This is a genomic window from Sediminibacterium sp. TEGAF015 (genome assembly GCF_025997995.1).
Taxonomy (GTDB): Bacteria; Bacteroidota; Bacteroidia; order Chitinophagales; family Chitinophagaceae; genus Sediminibacterium.
In genome coordinates this window covers 348,349-364,821 of record NZ_AP026683.1, presented here as the reverse complement: position 1 = coordinate 364,821, position 16,473 = coordinate 348,349, and the positions used below count along the sequence as shown (strand labels likewise).

Below are 16,473 nucleotides of genomic sequence, written 5' to 3'. Positions count from 1 at the left end.
ACAGTCATTTTTACCCATTATGTGAATAATCCTTAGCATATAGGAACAAATGCTTTGAAAACAGTTGCATGACCGGGTGCCAACAGAGAATATTTTGTTTTAGCTAAGATAGCAGCGCACTCCCCTTTCTTCAACACCATATTTTGATTGATTACGATAGAACCTTCTGTTACAATGAATATTTCCAATGAAAAGGTTTCTGAATGGAATTCCATCCCCTGATCCAGCGTAATTTTACTAAGTCCGAAGTCAGGAACCGGACAGGGATAATTGATTTCGCCCGGCATAACGGATACTCCCTTCATTACTTGTGGTACCACTTCTTCAAATAATGTGTGCTTCATTAGTTCTGGAACATCAACGTGTTTAGGGGTTAGTCCTCCTCTTAAAACATTGTCGCTATTGGCCATCAATTCTATATTCTGACCTTCTAGATATGCGTGCGGCACCCCAGCTTTCTGAAACACTGCCTCTCCAGGATTTACCTGAACAACATTAAAAAAGAAAATACTGAAAATACCTCGGTCAATATGTTCAGGAATGCCCGTTCCCTCATACAGTTTCGCTGCCCACCAACAGGGACTATGCTTGGTAATGCTTCCTTCCTTTTTTACTCTGATAGCACGTTTAACCAACGGTGTCAGCAGATTATCTACGTCTACCTGATCCATCTCCATTACAAACTGATATAAGCCTTTGATTCCCTCTTTTCTAAATAAGGGGAGTAGAACGGTTAACTCCTGGGTATTTTGCAGGGTATCTTCCAACTGCTGCTTGCTTTTAAATCCGTGCAACAACCAGAAATCACTTAAAGCCACCATTACTTCTGGTTTGTGATTCCTGTCTTTGTAATTCCGGTGCGGAGCATTCAGTGGAATACCCGCTTTGTTTTCTTCGTCATATCCTATTTCGGCATTCTCCTTCGTAGGATGAACTTGAATAGATAACATATCTTTTACATCCAGCACTTTAAAAAGGTAGGGTAATTCTCCAAATTTTTCTACTACAGAATGCTGTAGTGCATCTGAAGGATTGGCACTGATGAGTTCATTCAATTGCTGCCAGGAATCGGTCCGGGAAACCTGTGAGGGGGCAGAGGAATGCGCTCCCATCCAGTATTCCGCTGAGGGTTTGGAAAGGTCGGGGGCCATACCCAATAATTCAGGAATAAAACTAAACCCACCCCAGGCATAATGTTGCACCACACCTTTCAATTTAAAAATCCGTTCCTTGCTTTCCATAAACAGTATTTATACTCCTATTAACGTGAATTCGCTGAATATCTTGTATTCATGGAAAAGAATCACCTGGCATTAGGCAAACAGGGAGAAGAAATAGCTGCATCGCATTTGATTACAAAGGGCTTTATGCTGCTCGAACGCAATTGGCGTTTCAAGAGACTTGAAATAGATATTATAGCCACAAAGAACCAGCAACTCTTCTTTATAGAAGTCAAATCAAGGGGGTCTCTCCAATTTGGTTTTCCTGAAGAAAATATTCTGAAAAAAAAGATGAAAAGAGTAAGAATTGCCGCTACACACTATCATTACCTGCATCCTTCCTACAAAAGAATTCAGTTTGACGTGATTGCTGTCTGTTTCTCAGGTTCGATTTGTTTGAATATTACACATTTTGAGGATGTATACGGATAAATCTTATTTTTTAAATGCAAAATAAACTGCCCCCAGAATAAACAGAAAACTAATCAGGTATTTGCTTTGAAATGGTTCTTTCAAATACAAAACCGCAAAAAAACTGAACACAACAAGCGTAATAACCTCCTGGGTAATTTTCAGCTGAAAGCCATTCATACCATTGTTATAACCAATTCTATTGGCGGGCACCATCAAACAATATTCAAAAAAAGCAATCAACCAACTGACTACTATTGCTTTCCATATAGGTATCTGCTGGTCTTTTAAGTGTCCATACCAGGCATATGTCATGAAAATGTTAGATAACAATAACAAAGCGATAGTCTTAACCATATTGGGTAAATTTGTTTTGCATTCAAATTAAAGACAAAATACCATCCAAACATTTTTAGCACAAAACTTGTAAAGGGTTGGTAAGTAAATTAACTGACGTTTAAGACAGCAACGAATTCGAAAAAAATTATATGAGCAAAAAGTTATATTATAGAATGATTGGTGTTATGGCAATGAGCTTTGCTTTTCTATGGGTAAGCAGTCAGCCTTTAACAGAAATAAAAGGCAACTGGAGAGGCGCATTCCCATTATATAACGGAGAAGAAATTCCATTTAATTTTTCAGTTCAGGAAGATAGCTCAGGAAAACTTTCTGTCTATTTCTTAAATGGAAAAGAATTGTATTACGGAGGTAAATTGGTAAAAGTTAAAGATAGTATACAGGTATGGATTAATCAATTCGACAGGGTAATGGTTTTGGGCATTACAAAAGATAAACGCTGGAAAGGAATCTGGAGAAGACAATCCGGAGAGGATGCTTTTCCGATTTACGCAGAACCCAATAACGAAGAAAGGTTTATTTGGGATAATAACACTGCTCCGGCAAACCTTGCAGGAAAATACGATGTAGTATTTACGAATGATTCCGGCAAGCAGGTTAAAGCCATTGGATTATTTACACAGGATAAAAACACCGGCGGTGTTACTTTTTTAAGACCCAGTGGAGATAGCCGTTATTCCTATGGTCGTGTACAAGGTAACCAGTTTAAATTTTCTTTGTTTATCGGATACTCTCCACTCATGTTCATGGGGAGTATAGAACCCGATGGTTCCATCAAGGGGGTTCAACAGGGATTAAAAACAGTACAACTAATCAGGGCTTATAAAAATGAACAAGCCCGCCTACCTGATCCTTCTACATTAACCAGGCTGAAAGATTATACGGCCCCTATTCAATTTAGTTTAATGAATGCGAAGGGCAAAAAAATCAGCCTAGATGACTCCGCCTATTTCAATAAACCGGTAATCCTGACCATAGGTGGTACCTGGTGTCCCAATTGCGCTGACGAAGCTATTTTTTTATCGGACTGGTACAAGAAAAATAAGCAAAGAGGTATTGAAATCATTACTACACAGTTTGAAATAGTAAACAACTATGCCTATGCACAAAAAACCATGACCCGATTCAAAGAAAAATTCGACATTGAATACGAGCAGGTATTCGGTGGAGAATCCAATGGAAATTCTGTTTTACAAACCTTCCCCTTTCTCAGCAATTTCACCGGATTCCCCACTACCCTTTTCATAAGATCAGACAGAACTATACAAAATATTCATGCTGGGTTTTCCGGACCTGCAACAGGTGCATATTTTCAACAATTCAAAGACAGTTTTAATCATCATGTAGATGCCCTTTTACAAAAGTCTCATGCAGATCAGATTGAAGATTGGAAAAGAGCAAGAGTGAGGGCATTAAAAGCAACAGATGGATGGTTAAATTTAGAAGGATTGTTCTGGCTGGAAGAAGGCAACAATACCGTTGGTGCTGACAAAAAAAATGCTATCGTTTTTCCCAAAACCAAAATCAGTCTCCAAGCAGGATACTTTTTAAGAAAGGGTGACTCTGTTTGGCTGGTACCAGATGCAAATACAGCATTTACCATCAATAGAAAAAGGATAACAAGGAAAACCCTAATCTTCAGTAATCCTGGGGAGGCAGCAATTGTGTCAAGCGGTTCATTGCAATTCAATATCATTAAAAGGAGTGAAAAAATCGGCATTCGTTTAAGAGATCTCCAATCAGCAAACCTAACCCGTTTTAAGGGTATCAATTATTTTCCAACAGATAGTAGCTGGAAAATAAAAGCACAGTTTATTAAACCCGCATTTAAACAAAATATTATTATCAAGAACGCTTTAGGACAGGAAAACCCGACAGAGCTGGCAGGAAAAATCCGTTTTGAGTACAAAGGAATTTTTTACACGCTTGATGCTATATCAGAAGGAGATTATTTACTAGTGGTTATGGGGGACAATACTTCAGGAAACAGTACTTATGCAGCAGGAAGATTTTTATACATCCCCAAAACAGAAGCAGAAAAAGATGATTTTCATATAGACTTTAATATGGCGTATAATCCTCCTTGTGTATTTACCCCATTTGCTACCTGCCCCATCCCACCTCCGCAGAACATACTACCGTTTGGCGTTATGGCAGGTGAGAAAATGTATGAACACCATTAATAGCAAAATTTTAAACGGCATTATCCAATGAGTGAATCATTCTACACATGGCAGGGGGAAGATCTGATGCTCAACTTATTGGTTACGGCTGGCGCTAAAATGAATCAAATTGGAAAAGTAAAAGGAAACCAATTAAAAGTTGCCATTGCAACCCAACCAGAAAAAGGTAAAGCCACGGCATTTTTAATTGGGTATCTGGCTGAATTGTTTAAAGTTCCCAAACAGTCAGTGGAACTTGTCTCCGGAGAATATATTCCTAATAAGAAAATTAAAATTCACCAACCCAAACATATTCCGTCATTTATACAAAAAACATGTTAAAATGAAAAAAATTCTCATCCTGATAAGCCTATTCGTAAGTGTGCAGGTAGTAGCACAAACCCCGGAAGAAAAACTATCAGCAGCTGGTATAGTAATCCCAACGGTATCTACACCTGTTGCCAATTATGTGAATGCAGTAAGGACAGGGAATCTGGTTTTTCTGTCAGGAAAAGGACCATCAGATTCGCAGGGTAAATACATAACAGGCAAACTTGGAGCTGACTTAAGTATAGAGCAAGGATATGCTGCTGCCAGATTAACCGCAATCAATCAGTTAGCGGTGTTAAAAAAAGAATTGGGGGACCTGAGTAAAATCAAAAGAATCGTAAAGGTACTTGGGTTGGTAAACAGCGCTTCCGACTTTTATGATCAACCTAAAGTCATGAACGGATTTTCAGATTTAATGGTATTGGCTTTAGGCGAAAAAGGGAAGCATGCCCGTTCCGCAATAGGAACCAACACCCTTCCCTTTAATATGGCTGTTGAAGTTGAACTGATTGTTGAAGTAACCGACTAAAGGGTTTTCATATCAATTACAAAGCGGTACTTCACATCTGAATTAATAACACGTTCATATGCTTTATTAATGTCCTGTGCACTAATTAGTTCTATGTCCGAATAAATATTATGTGCTGCACAATAGTCCAGCATTTCCTGTGTTTCTGCAATTCCACCAATCATAGACCCAATAATACTTCTTCTTTTAGAAATTAATTTAGCGGCATTGTACGCAGATTCCTCTGGGGGGATACCAACTATTAACATTTTACCATCCAGTGTAAGCAGATCTAGAAATTTATTCATATCATGTTTTGCTGCTACAGTATTGAGGATAAAATCAAACTTGCCTTTTAAGGCTTTCATTTGTGCAGGATCCGTTGATAATGCAAAATGATGCGCGCCTAATTTTTTGGCATCTGCTTCTTTGGAAGGAGATGTGCTCAACATCGTAACTTCTGCGCCAAATGAAGCTGCAAACTTAACAGCCATATGTCCCAAACCACCTAAACCCAGCACGGCAACTTTATGTCCCTTACCAACTCCAGCAAATTTCAAAGGAGAATACGTAGTAATACCGGCACACAATAACGGAGCTACCCCGGCAAGATTCTCCTTTTGAGGAATGTGCAAAGTATATTTTTCATCAATCACATAGCAATTGGAATATCCTCCGTAAGTAAGGGTTAGCTTGTCGCGGTAATATCCATTATAAGTAGGAACCATTCCTTCTTCACAATATTGTTCCATACCTTTTTTACATGGATTGCAGGTTCTACAGGAATCTACAAATACGCCAACACCGGCTATATCCCCTACTTTAAATTTCGTAACAGATGCTCCCACCTGCATTACTTTCCCTACAATTTCATGCCCGGGTACTACCGGGTAAATAGCTGCGCCCCATTCGCCTCTTGCCGTGTGAATATCTGAATGACAAATACCGCAGTATAAAATGTCAATTAAAACATCTGACTCTCCTAAAGATTTTCTGTTGAATTCCAACGGCACAATTTCACTGTCTTTGCTTGTTGCACCATACCCTTTTGCTTGTATCATTTTCTTTACTTTTTTATTATATCTTTTATAATGGCCAAATGATGTGCCGTATGTATTGTAAGCATTTTTAGTGCTGCCTTCTGATTCAGCTTCCCAAAGAAAGGATGCACAAAAAACTGATTAGGCTGCAATGTAGTAAAAACTGCCAGACTGTTATTTGTATGTTCAATAGACGCTGAAATTTTATCAGCATCAAATGCTTCCACTGGCCTGACCTGTTTGGGAGCTTTAGCTACCCCTCTAGGAAATTTTTTAAGCGTAAATGCTATCCAGCGTTTAAAATTAAAATGGTACTGATACGCCTCCGGATCCGACATATCCATTGCTTTCACAATTTGATTGATAACTAATAAAGAATGATCAATATGCCAACCAACATTAGCTTCAGAAACGGAAGGATTTATTTTTTCTGCATATGGAACAAATGATTCCAACTCAAGAACTAATTGCTGCAAACGATTCATACTAAAAATTTTTCTTTGTTACTTTTTCAACGTTGGGTAAATAGGTTGCTAATGCTGCAGACCCATACCAGGGAAAATATTCAGCATCCAATAATCCGGCGTTTACAGCAGGATCTGTTTTCAATAGTTTTTCAGCTTCATTTTTAGTGGCAACGTTTAGAATAAAGATACCCCGGTACATTTTTTCATTTTTACCTATAGGCCCTGCAACTACTAATTTATCTGCCTTTACCATTAGATTCATATTGCTCATATGCCCGGAAAAACAGCTATCAATAAATTTTTTATCCTGCGTTGTATTGTTTCCGGTTTTTAATATTACAAGCATATACTGCTTCATTCCATAGTCATCTGCTCCCAGTTTCTTAGCTAAAGATTCATCAAAAACAGAAGATTGAGCTGTTAAACTTAACGAAAGCCAAGTCCCGATTAAAAATAAAATGCATCTCATTTGTACAAGTTTAGTTGCTGAACTTTATTGCCGAAAATGAACTTATCTGAAATATACAATTTGTAAAAATCCATAAAAGCAGGGTCTCTGCCCACTGGAATAAAATGATCCTGAGAAGGCGCAAATCGATATTGTCCTGTGCCATTTACCAATCCTCCGTCTCTCCAGAGATGAACATATGAAATGGCATGATTCCCAATCCCCTTCATGAGTTTTTTGGTAAACCATTCAGGATAAGGGATATTCATAAATCCTGTTTCAGCCAATGCAGGCAGTTTTTTTCTTTCTTTGGATAGTTTGGTAAGAATCAACAATCGCTTGTCAAGGGTTGTTTCAAAATCAGTGTTATTAGAGGGATCACCATATTGATAAAAATCAAAACTCATTATGTCTACATATTCATCGCCCGGATAGTATTGTAAAAACTGGGCTTCACTTTCAAATTTCTCGGGATTATAAGCCCACAATAAATGATTAAGCTGCTTGATATTGGTTAAATAATCAAAAGTGAATTTCCAAAGCGACTTATATTCCTCAGGAGTACAAACATTTTGACACCACCAGAACCAGTTTCCTGTCAGTTCATGAAATGGTCTGAAAATAACAGGTATAAACTCTCCTCCTTGAGTTTTTACATCCATTAGAAAACCGGCTATCTTATCTAACCAGCTTTTGTATTTTTCATGCATATGACCGCCCGGAATAATGGCAGAAACTGCATTGCCGGAAATATCCCAGGCATTTTTCCCTGTTACGGGATTATTTGCGTGCCAGCTAATTGTAATCACCCCGCCACGCTTATACCCTTCTTGTATAAATGCCTTCATTTTTTGAAATGGTACACTATCCAGATTGTGAATAGCATCCAACTCCAGATCGCCCAGCTCCCAGCCATACATGGCTGGATATTCGCCAACAGCATCCTGCACACAGCTTTTATCTTGTATATATTCCCAGCCCAGGCCATATGCCAGATCATCCTGGTGTCCAAAAAGAATTCCCTGTGGCAAAATCCGGAATAAGTTGTTATACAGTTTTACAGTCTGCGAAGTGGCTTTTTTATTGGCTGTGTGGAATTCCTGAGCAAACATAGCTTTAGTGCAACTAATAAGAAGGAAAATGAAAATCAGCAAACGCATAATTGAGAGTTGACGCAACTCAATTTAACCAATAAAACAGAGAGTTGTGAAAATAAAAAAGTCCCGAGTAAAACTCGAGACCTTGTGGGAGCACACGGGTTCGAACCGCGGACCCTCTGCTTGTAAGGCAGATGCTCTAAACCAACTGAGCTATGCTCCCTTATTGTTTGGGAGTGCAAAAATAGGGTCTGAAATGTAAACAGCAAAAAAAAATCGTTTTTTTTCAAAACAAATTTTCATTTTTTTTGAAATCAACACCTATTCTATAATTTTACCGCATGTCGAATCTTTATTCCTCCAATAATCCGCAAATCTGGGAATCCCCAGACACTGATACCGACACGCTCACTACTGATCAGTATAGTTTGATTGTCTGGAACGATGAAGTCAATACGTTTGACTGGGTAATTGAAACGTTGATGGAAATATGTGGACACACGCTTGAACAAGCAGAGCAGTGTGCCATGTTTATTCATTATAAAGGCAAGTATGCAGTTAAAAAGGGAGATTACGACACATTAAAACCAATGTGTAATAGTATTACAGAAAGAGGGATTGGCGCTACAGTAGAACTAAACGCCTGATGCATATTCTTTCCTCCAAACTAGTATTCCCACCTGTTGATGATGCATTGGAGGATGGCTTATTGGCTATTGGTGGAGATTTATCAACTGAAAGGTTAAAACTGGCCTATCAGGAAGGTATCTTTCCCTGGTATGAAGGCAATACCCCATTATGGTGGAGTCCCGATCCCAGATTCGTATTATTTCCTGAAAAATTATACGTCAGCAAAAGCATGAAGCAAGTAATCAAAAAAGAGGAATTTAGTTTCTCAATAAATACCTGTTTTTCAGAAGTGATTCATTATTGCAAAGTGAATAATAGACCAGGGCAATCGGGAACATGGATAACAGATGAAGTTGAAGCAGCCTATTGTAAATTACATAAGGAAGGATTGGCTATTTCTGCTGAAGCCCGTAAAAACGGTGTACTGGTTGGAGGATTATATGGAATAAGAATGGGCAAATTGTTTTTTGGTGAAAGCATGTTCAGTCATGTTTCCAATGCTAGCAAATTTGCTTTTATTCAACTAGTGAATCAACTGATAAGAGAAAATGTTGTTTTAATTGACTGTCAGGTGTATACTGAACACTTAGCAAGTCTGGGTGCAGAAATGATATCGAGAAAAGAATTCAAAAGATATTTACAAAACTATCTTCAACCAGGATAGCCATACATTCGAGCTACATCTCTAACAATTTTTTCCATCTCTGCATCTTTCGTTCCAGGATCATAGGGCTGTTTCAAATTACTGCCAAAGACGAAAGCAACTGTTTGCCAGAAAGCAGCTGTCATAAAACCCTTGTACTCCTCAATAATTTCATAACAGTTATTACCAGTTTCGCGGTTGATTAATTTCATGAGTACCCTTCCCTGATAAACAGAAAGTTTAGTTAACTGATCCGTAAATTGTTTTTTCATTTCCTTTTCTCTGGAACGAATTATTTTTCTGCGCAACTGTTTATCAGATACATTCACCAATTGCAGATTGATTTCATTAATTATTCTTGAAGCAGCTTTTGCATATGGATAAGTAACATAAACAGCATTGCGCAAACGAGTCCATTCTGCCCAATACTTTCTACCTGCAGCATTTAACCTGCCAATCACTTCTACATTAGGAAGCCATGACTCGCCAATTGTGTCTCCTTCCGGGGTAATATAAGCGTAAACTCTTATTGTATCGTGAACGCCTTTGTCCTGGGCCTTTATAAGTCCGGTAAAGCAAATGCCACAAAGCAGCAAAACGATATAGAGAAATTTAGTGCCCATTCAGTATGAATTTAGTCAAATCAGACTAATATTAATACAATGACACAGAAAATGTAACCTTTGCTGCCAGTATTAGAGGGTACTTTTTGCAATTTGTTTAACACGTTGTACAATCGACATCACAAAACCTGTTACCATAATCACTATTCCCAGCCATAGCAGGTTAATCATTGGGAACTCATATACTTTCAATGTAATTAGGTCGGTAATATTGCCACTCTCCTTAACGCCTATTTCCAGTTCTCCTTTCTCCTGGTTAATTACTTTATTGAACTTCAGTACCAGGCTTTGCGAGATAATACTATCCGGCAATGACCTTAATTCCTGTCCCTTTAAAGCTATACCCGGATATGCCCGATACTGTTTTCCTTCTTTGGAAATAACGGTCATGTCCAGAAACAGTGCCGTTTCGTCCTTATTGTATTTCGATGCCAATTCAGCAGGATTAACGGATACTTTATTTAGAATCATCATGCCATTTCCATAAAACAAAGTATCGCTTACTTTAACCGTTCTGTTCTTAAAACTAACGGTATCCGCGGATCTGTTTTCCTGGAAGGAAGTAATGTAAACAAAAATATCTTTATGCCAGTAGTGTTGTGCGGCAGGATTTGCGGCAAAGCCTTCCATCCCTTTATTGTTCTTGATTACATCGGGGTATAGCTTGAACTGCTCGCTGCCATCCTTGGCTTTGAAATCAATTTCAAAATATCTTTTACGATCTCTGGGATTTGTTGTGTCCATCGTATAGGTTACCATATACCTACCCATATCCGTTGCTACTGCTTTAAACAAGGTTAAGTTTTCCGCTGGATCACCGGCAGGATTCCCTTTTTCATCTTTACTTTCTACACTCAAAGGTGTTACCCCAGTTGTATTCCAGCTAAGAACCGTTTTTTTACCCGAGGATATAAGAATACCCACTAGCGCCAACCCAAACCCAATATGTGCAACAGAGGCCCCGGCAGCTTTGACTTTTCCTTTTAATCCCAGCCAGATATAAGCGGTGTTTGCAACTACTGCATATACGGCGGCAAAAATCCCTAAATGAATAGCCGCTAAAAAGCCAGCGCCTTTTTTGGTGTAGGAAATATCACCCCAAATACTAATGGCAGCTGAAATAACAATTGCGATAACAGTGGGCACCATTATTTTTTTCCAGAAAAATCCATTGGGTGTATCCTTATACTTTAAATATTGGGTAGTAGCCGTCAAAATACCTAAAATGATCGCCACAAAAATCTGAATCTGGTTATGTGCAAATTCCGGATCCTGAGGTGGGGCAATATTGGTTCCAAAAACCTTGTTCCAAACTGGCGTAGATGTTTTGGCAATAATTACCATCCCAGACAAAAACAATACCAGTGAACCTATGAACATCCAGAACTCCCTGCTATATGTACTTTCTTCTTTCTGAATGGACGGAATTGATTTGTATCGGACAAAGAATAAGATCATTCCTGGAATAAAGAATATCAAAACAAAAAGCAGCAACTGTGCATTTAGCCCCATGTCGGTAAAGGAATGTACAGAAGTATCCCCCAGAATACCACTCTTAGTTAAGAAAGAGGAATATAATATCAACGAAAAACTAATAATATAGAAGAAATAAGTAGGTCTTAAAGAGTACCCGCTACTCTTGTAAATTAAATTGGTGTGTAAGCCTGCAATCAGCGTTAACCATGGAACCAAGGAAGCATTCTCAACCGGATCCCAGGCCCAGTATCCTCCGAAAGATAAACTTTCATACGCCCATGCCCCCCCCATCATGATACCCGTTCCTAAAACTGCTGCGGAAAAAGAAGCCCATGGCAACGCTGGCTTTACCCAATCATGATCTTTTTTAGCAAGTCCTGCCATTGCATAAGCAAATGGAACAATGGTAGAAGCGAATCCAAGAAAAAGAATCGGCGGATGAATTACCATCCAATAGTTCTGCAATAAGGTATTTAAACCCGTTCCGTCTTTTATGAATTCTAGATAATTGGGCTGACTAAAAATAGGGGCATCCATCTCATTCCTTAAAAGTGCAAACGGACTTATACCCACTTTTGCTCCAAAGAAATATATTCCCAATAACATAGTTGCCATAAAAAACTGTGCAAATCCAATAACAGTCATTACGGGAGCTTCCCACTTGCCGCCTTTCCAAATAATCATCCATCCCAATACACAATGCCAGAAACTCCACAACATAAAACTACCTTCCTGCCCTTCCCAGAAACAACTTAGCAGGTATTCGAACTGCAAGCTTAAATCGCTGTGCGTGTATGCATATTTGTATTCGAAAAGATGATTGGAAATGATGTAATACAATGAACCAAACAATACCAGGATACTTACTGACTCAACTGCGAATGACCATCGGGCCAGTATCTTCCAAGATTTTTGTTCTTCCGTTGCAACACTGGAAGCTTTATAAAAAGCAAAAGTTGCCAACAAAGAAGCAACTAAACTCAGGACTGCAAAAAAATGTCCTATCTGACCCGGCAACAGGTGTTCTCCAATATAATTCATGAAGTTAGCTTATGGTATAGAATATAAGTTAATTAGAAGTTTGCAGCTGTTTCTGCATAGCGCTGGGATCGTCCTTGTATTTGGATGGACATTTCAATAAGATATGTTCACACTCAAACTGATTATTTTGAACCTTCCCTTTCAAAACAATTCTCTCACTTTTTTCCATATCGGTGGGCTTGGTATCATGATATACCACTTTTATTGAATTACCCAATGTGTCAATAGCAGTGAAACTAAGATAATTAGGGTTCTTAACAGCATCGTATTCTATTGCCTGCGTTGTGTCTAGCTTTGCTATTAAGTTTACAAACTTTCCTTCCTTTTCTTTGGCAGAAGCTATGGTTTCATAAGTTGTCAGGTCACCGCTGTACTGAACCAGCACAGCTATGGCCGCGGCAATTAATACAAGAATAATGATATGCGTTGTTTTCATGATCTGAATTGTGGCACAAAGGTAACTTAAAAACAATAGGTTCAATGAATTGTTGTTACTTGTGTCCTGTTAAAATTTTTAACCTTATACAATAGCATAACATGTCTGAAAATTCAGAAAATACAATAGAAAATGGGGAAGATTTCAGACTTTTTGTTGCCCGCATTCTGCTTGGATCCCTTTTCCTTGTTTTCGGAACTATGCTGCTATTGCAGCAACTCCCATATCAGTGCGCCGATCAACAACCATTGCTATTGTTTGGAAACAAAATAAGTGGAATCCTAAGTGTTGCCAGCTCCAGTTTTGTGATTGCCGCATTCTTTATTCCCATAAGAGGTTTACTAATGATAACTACTGTGTTTTTGTATATGTTCAATTTATCATACCTGGGCACTACTGGAGAAATATATTACAACTTCATTTGGTGGGTTCCCGCTTTACCCCTGTGTTTTGCGCCTAAGCGCATGGAATATATCTTAAACAGATACAAGTGGTTCATCCCGCTTTTTGCGATGGTAGATGCATACAATAATGGACTGCATTTTTCCGCATTACCTCTTTATTTGCTCTATTTTGTCTCTTTTTTACCCTTCCGCAGCCTGTTTGTGTCATTTAATAGGCATTTTGAGCCCAGATAATCGATAAAATAGTGTGGTTTTAACAATTAGCACCTAACTTGCACCCCGTTTTCAACACTGCTCAATATGACAGACTTATCTGGCTTTAACCCCAATGCGGTTGCCAACCCCAATAACAATATTTTTGGGCTACCCTTCACCGAAGAAGAATCAAGCGTTGTAATCCTTCCTGTTCCTTGGGAGGTAACCGTAAGCTACGGTGCAGGAACAGCTAGGGCTGCTGAACATGTTTTTAAAAGCAGCATGCAGGTAGACTTATTGGATATGGATGGTGATGCCGGCTGGAAAAAAGGTTTCTTCATGAAAGAAATCGACAAAAAATTATTACTTAAAGGGGATTATCTCAGAAAAGAAGCCGAGCTGTATATCGACTATATTTCCCAAGGTGCAGAACTGATCAAAAACAAGTTCATGTGCAAAAGCCTTAAGGAAATTAACGAAGGAAGTGTTTATCTGAACAATTGGGTTTACGAACAAAGCAAAGCCCTACTGGATAAAGGAAAATTGGTTGGAATTTTAGGTGGTGATCATAGTACTCCCTTGGGGTTAATGAAAGCACTTGCTGAAAAGCACGGCCCATTCGGCATTATTCAGATTGATGCACATTGCGATTTAAGAGAAAAGTATGAAGACTTTACTTATTCGCACGCTTCTATCATGCATAATGCACTGAAGGAAATACCCGAAATCAGCAAACTGGTGCAGGTTGGAATCCGCGATTACTGTGAACAGGAATGGGATTATATCTGTAACAGCAATTTCCGGGTTATTACCTATTTTGATAAGAACATTAAGGAAAGGCAATTTGAAGGTGAATCTTGGGGTAAACTGGCTGATGAAATCATTGCACACTTACCAGAAAAAGTGTATATCAGTTTTGATATAGATGGATTAGACAGAAAACTTTGCCCCAACACGGGAACGCCTGTACCGGGAGGTTTTGAAACGGAAGAAATTATTTACCTGTTAAAAAAGATAAAACAAAGCGGCAGAGAACTGATTGGATTTGATCTGGTTGAAATTGGCGTTGGCCAGACAGACTGGGACAGCAATGTGGGTGCAAGAATCTTGTGGAGACTTTGTAACTTGATGGTATTATGAAAACCTACGACTATATCATTGTCCTGAAAAAAAGAAGTTTTGCATCTGTTGACTTAGTAAGTCAAATCATGTTGCTGATTGCTGCTATTGCTTTTATAGGAGCTTACTTTACAGCTTTTAGCAGAGGGGTTGCAAGTTTTGTTTTTGCAGCCATGGTACTTGCCTGGCTGGTTTACTGTATCTGGCAAAATAAAAGAGGGGTACCGCCTTATTATCGATTTGGTTTATTAATTGGAGCCGTAGGTTGGTATTCCTTACCCGATGGAATTTGGATTGCATGGGTTTACTTACTGGCTGCGATGCTAGAAAAACAAGTCAAGTTTCCAGAAGAGATTGCCTTTGATGAGAACGAAATTGTAAAAAATAGTTTCCCCAAAAAAAGGTATAGTTGGTCTGAACTGAATAATGTGGTTTTGAAAGATGGTTTGTTAACCATCGATTTCAAAAACAATCAGCTGCTACAAAAAGAATTGGAATCCAATACCACAGAGGCATTAGAACATGAATTCAACACCTATGCCAAATTAAACTTAGAAAAAACGACTCATGCAAACTAGTCCATACCTGCTATATTCCGACGGCGAAGGAAATATATTTGAAGATGAAACACTCTATGCAGTAGGTCGTGCCGGATGGGATGCGTTTCCTGTTGAACCCAATCAGTGGATAGAATTACCACAGGGAGGTAATTTATATGAATTACCTGGAAGAAGAGGTATTGGGGTTGATGTGCAAACTGGTGAAATGAGACTTTGTGAAAAAGGATGGGCAGTTGCTGCATTTATACCACCTGCCTATACAGGACTATTTATAGCAGCCTATGAAACCATGCCAGATGCACCAACATTACCACTTTTCTGTTATACAGCGGTTGGTTGGATGAACGACAAAAACTATGTTCCGGCTGTAAGAATTGAAAAAGATATCCGACAGGAAGCAGCAGGATTTGATTCGGATGCTATTGAATTGGGGACAGCCCATTTACTTAAAGCATATCCGGAAAACAGATTGGTGAAGCATTTGATGGAAAACTGCTGTATGACTTATCATTGTCCGGCTGCAAGAAACTTTTCGCTGGGCAGATGGGAATGTCCGGTACCTACTTCTCCCGCCTGCAATGCCAACTGTATTGGCTGTATTTCTTTTCAGCCGGAAGAAGAAACCATTGTAAGTACACAGGACCGGTTAACATTCAAACCAAGTGCTGAAGAAATTGTAGAGTTCACTGTTCCTCACTTAATCAATGCGCCCTTCCCTATAATCAGTTTTGGTCAGGGATGTGAGGGCGAACCCTTACTGATGTGGGAAACCATCAAACAGTCTATTATTGAAATCAGAAAGCATACCAACAATGGAAGTATTAATATTAATACGAATGGATCTAAACCCGCTGCAGTAGAAGAACTTTGCAAAGCAGGTTTAAACAGTATCAGGGTCAGTACCAATTCTGCTCAGAAACATATTTACGAAGCCTATTACAGACCTAACAACTATGCGTTTGAAGACATAGTTGAAAGCCTGAAAGTAGTTCGCAGGTACGGCGGCTGGACAAGTATCAATTACTTTGTATTTCCGGGAATTACGGACAGTGAAGCTGAATATGAAGCACTCAGAAAATTGATTGCCGAAACAGAATTGAATATGATTCAATGGAGAAATTTCAATATTGATCCAGACTGGTATATGGGTAAAATTGGTATGGGTGAAACAGGAGATATGCTGGGTGTAAAACAATTAATGGATCTGATTCACGAAGAGTTCCCCTCTGTAAAATTCGGATATTTCAATCCTCCAATGGAAAGAATCAAGGGAGACTTTAATCATCAATTTGCAGGCGCTAAATAA

Annotated in this window: 19 protein-coding genes and 1 tRNA gene; 10 read left to right on the top strand and 10 right to left on the bottom strand. The window is 38.8% G+C overall.

The genetic code is table 11. The features are described from left to right. Nucleotides 1-32 precede the first annotated feature (32 nt). Nucleotides 33-1,241 (bottom strand): mannose-6-phosphate isomerase, class I, encoded by a 1,209-nt coding sequence (gene manA / locus TEGAF0_RS01650; RefSeq protein WP_264899532.1) that lies wholly within the window; start codon nucleotides 1,239-1,241, stop codon nucleotides 33-35. Nucleotides 1,242-1,292: 51 nt separating this feature from the next. Here manA and TEGAF0_RS01645 point away from each other — a divergent pair, with 51 nt between their 5' ends. Further along, nucleotides 1,293-1,652 carry a YraN family protein gene (locus TEGAF0_RS01645; RefSeq protein WP_264899530.1) on the top strand — a complete coding sequence of 120 codons (360 nt, stop codon included), beginning with the start codon at nucleotides 1,293-1,295 and terminating at the stop codon, nucleotides 1,650-1,652. Nucleotides 1,653-1,655: 3 nt separating this feature from the next. Here TEGAF0_RS01645 and TEGAF0_RS01640 read toward each other — a convergent pair whose 3' ends face one another. Continuing rightward, nucleotides 1,656-1,988, bottom strand: a complete 333-nt coding sequence (locus TEGAF0_RS01640) for a DMT family protein (protein ID WP_264899528.1) — start codon at nucleotides 1,986-1,988, stop codon at nucleotides 1,656-1,658. 131 nt (nucleotides 1,989-2,119) lie between these two features. Here TEGAF0_RS01640 and TEGAF0_RS01635 point away from each other — a divergent pair, with 131 nt between their 5' ends. From TEGAF0_RS01635 to TEGAF0_RS01625, 3 genes are read left to right on the top strand one after another with little or no spacing between them, the layout of a single operon-like run. Beyond that, nucleotides 2,120-4,171, top strand: coding sequence for a DUF1684 domain-containing protein (locus TEGAF0_RS01635; protein WP_264899527.1), 2,052 nt, complete (start codon nucleotides 2,120-2,122; stop codon nucleotides 4,169-4,171). A gap of 27 nt (nucleotides 4,172-4,198) precedes the next feature. Continuing rightward, entirely contained in the window at nucleotides 4,199-4,492 is a 294-nt protein-coding gene (locus TEGAF0_RS01630) for a DUF167 domain-containing protein (RefSeq protein WP_264899525.1), read from the top strand. A 1-nt stretch (nucleotide 4,493) separates the two neighbouring features. Then, nucleotides 4,494-5,009, top strand: a complete 516-nt coding sequence (locus TEGAF0_RS01625; protein ID WP_264899524.1) for a RidA family protein — start codon at nucleotides 4,494-4,496, stop codon at nucleotides 5,007-5,009. Here the strand turns inward: TEGAF0_RS01625 and TEGAF0_RS01620 are convergent. From TEGAF0_RS01620 to TEGAF0_RS01600, 5 genes are all read right to left on the bottom strand, one after another. After that, nucleotides 5,006-6,049, bottom strand: a complete 1,044-nt coding sequence (locus tag TEGAF0_RS01620) for an NAD(P)-dependent alcohol dehydrogenase (protein WP_264899523.1) — start codon at nucleotides 6,047-6,049, stop codon at nucleotides 5,006-5,008. The genes TEGAF0_RS01625 and TEGAF0_RS01620 overlap by 4 nt on opposite strands. 5 nt (nucleotides 6,050-6,054) lie before the next feature. Beyond that, nucleotides 6,055-6,513 carry a DUF1569 domain-containing protein gene (locus tag TEGAF0_RS01615; protein ID WP_264899521.1) on the bottom strand — a complete coding sequence of 153 codons (459 nt, stop codon included), beginning with the start codon at nucleotides 6,511-6,513 and terminating at the stop codon, nucleotides 6,055-6,057. A gap of 1 nt (nucleotide 6,514) precedes the next feature. Continuing rightward, the gene (locus TEGAF0_RS01610) at nucleotides 6,515-6,964 is read right to left on the bottom strand and encodes a YciI family protein (RefSeq protein ID WP_264899519.1); all 450 of its coding nucleotides are present in this window, start codon (nucleotides 6,962-6,964) and stop codon (nucleotides 6,515-6,517) included. Next, nucleotides 6,961-8,103, bottom strand: coding sequence for a glycoside hydrolase family 26 protein (locus tag TEGAF0_RS01605; RefSeq protein ID WP_264899517.1), 1,143 nt, complete (start codon nucleotides 8,101-8,103; stop codon nucleotides 6,961-6,963). Before TEGAF0_RS01605 ends, TEGAF0_RS01610 begins: the two co-directional genes overlap by 4 nt. Nucleotides 8,104-8,188: 85 nt before the next feature. Then, nucleotides 8,189-8,263: transfer RNA gene (locus TEGAF0_RS01600), tRNA-Val, on the bottom strand. A 118-nt stretch (nucleotides 8,264-8,381) separates the two neighbouring features. On the opposite strand from TEGAF0_RS01600, the gene TEGAF0_RS01595 reads away from it, so the two are divergent. Together TEGAF0_RS01595 and aat are read left to right on the top strand one after the other, a co-directional pair. Further along, nucleotides 8,382-8,687 carry an ATP-dependent Clp protease adaptor ClpS gene (locus tag TEGAF0_RS01595; protein WP_264899515.1) on the top strand — a complete coding sequence of 102 codons (306 nt, stop codon included), beginning with the start codon at nucleotides 8,382-8,384 and terminating at the stop codon, nucleotides 8,685-8,687. Then, complete coding sequence (aat, locus tag TEGAF0_RS01590; RefSeq protein ID WP_264899513.1) at nucleotides 8,687-9,334, top strand: leucyl/phenylalanyl-tRNA--protein transferase; 648 nt, start codon at nucleotides 8,687-8,689, stop codon at nucleotides 9,332-9,334. Before TEGAF0_RS01595 ends, aat begins: the two co-directional genes overlap by 1 nt. Here the strand turns inward: aat and TEGAF0_RS01585 are convergent. The 3 genes from TEGAF0_RS01585 to TEGAF0_RS01575 all read right to left on the bottom strand — a co-directional run bounded on the left by TEGAF0_RS01585 (nucleotide 9,322) and on the right by TEGAF0_RS01575 (nucleotide 12,889). Further along, the gene (locus TEGAF0_RS01585; protein ID WP_264899511.1) at nucleotides 9,322-9,936 is read right to left on the bottom strand and encodes a DUF4294 domain-containing protein; all 615 of its coding nucleotides are present in this window, start codon (nucleotides 9,934-9,936) and stop codon (nucleotides 9,322-9,324) included. The genes aat and TEGAF0_RS01585 overlap by 13 nt on opposite strands. A gap of 72 nt (nucleotides 9,937-10,008) precedes the next feature. Further along, nucleotides 10,009-12,453, bottom strand: a complete 2,445-nt coding sequence (ccsA, locus tag TEGAF0_RS01580) for a cytochrome c biogenesis protein CcsA (protein WP_264899509.1) — start codon at nucleotides 12,451-12,453, stop codon at nucleotides 10,009-10,011. A gap of 28 nt (nucleotides 12,454-12,481) precedes the next feature. Continuing rightward, nucleotides 12,482-12,889 carry a cytochrome c maturation protein CcmE gene (locus TEGAF0_RS01575; RefSeq protein ID WP_264899507.1) on the bottom strand — a complete coding sequence of 136 codons (408 nt, stop codon included), beginning with the start codon at nucleotides 12,887-12,889 and terminating at the stop codon, nucleotides 12,482-12,484. A 101-nt stretch (nucleotides 12,890-12,990) separates the two neighbouring features. Here TEGAF0_RS01575 and TEGAF0_RS01570 point away from each other — a divergent pair, with 101 nt between their 5' ends. The 4 genes from TEGAF0_RS01570 to TEGAF0_RS01555 all read left to right on the top strand — a co-directional run bounded on the left by TEGAF0_RS01570 (nucleotide 12,991) and on the right by TEGAF0_RS01555 (nucleotide 16,473). Continuing rightward, on the top strand, nucleotides 12,991-13,527 hold the full coding sequence (locus tag TEGAF0_RS01570) for a hypothetical protein (RefSeq protein ID WP_264899505.1): 537 nt from the start codon (nucleotides 12,991-12,993) through the stop codon (nucleotides 13,525-13,527). Between the two features lie 66 nt (nucleotides 13,528-13,593). Next, nucleotides 13,594-14,628 (top strand): agmatinase family protein, encoded by a 1,035-nt coding sequence (locus tag TEGAF0_RS01565; RefSeq protein WP_264899503.1) that lies wholly within the window; start codon nucleotides 13,594-13,596, stop codon nucleotides 14,626-14,628. Continuing rightward, nucleotides 14,625-15,185 (top strand): hypothetical protein, encoded by a 561-nt coding sequence (locus TEGAF0_RS01560; protein ID WP_264899501.1) that lies wholly within the window; start codon nucleotides 14,625-14,627, stop codon nucleotides 15,183-15,185. The genes TEGAF0_RS01565 and TEGAF0_RS01560 overlap by 4 nt, the downstream gene beginning before the upstream one ends. Beyond that, the gene (locus TEGAF0_RS01555) at nucleotides 15,175-16,473 is read left to right on the top strand and encodes a radical SAM protein (protein WP_264899499.1); all 1,299 of its coding nucleotides are present in this window, start codon (nucleotides 15,175-15,177) and stop codon (nucleotides 16,471-16,473) included. The genes TEGAF0_RS01560 and TEGAF0_RS01555 overlap by 11 nt, the downstream gene beginning before the upstream one ends.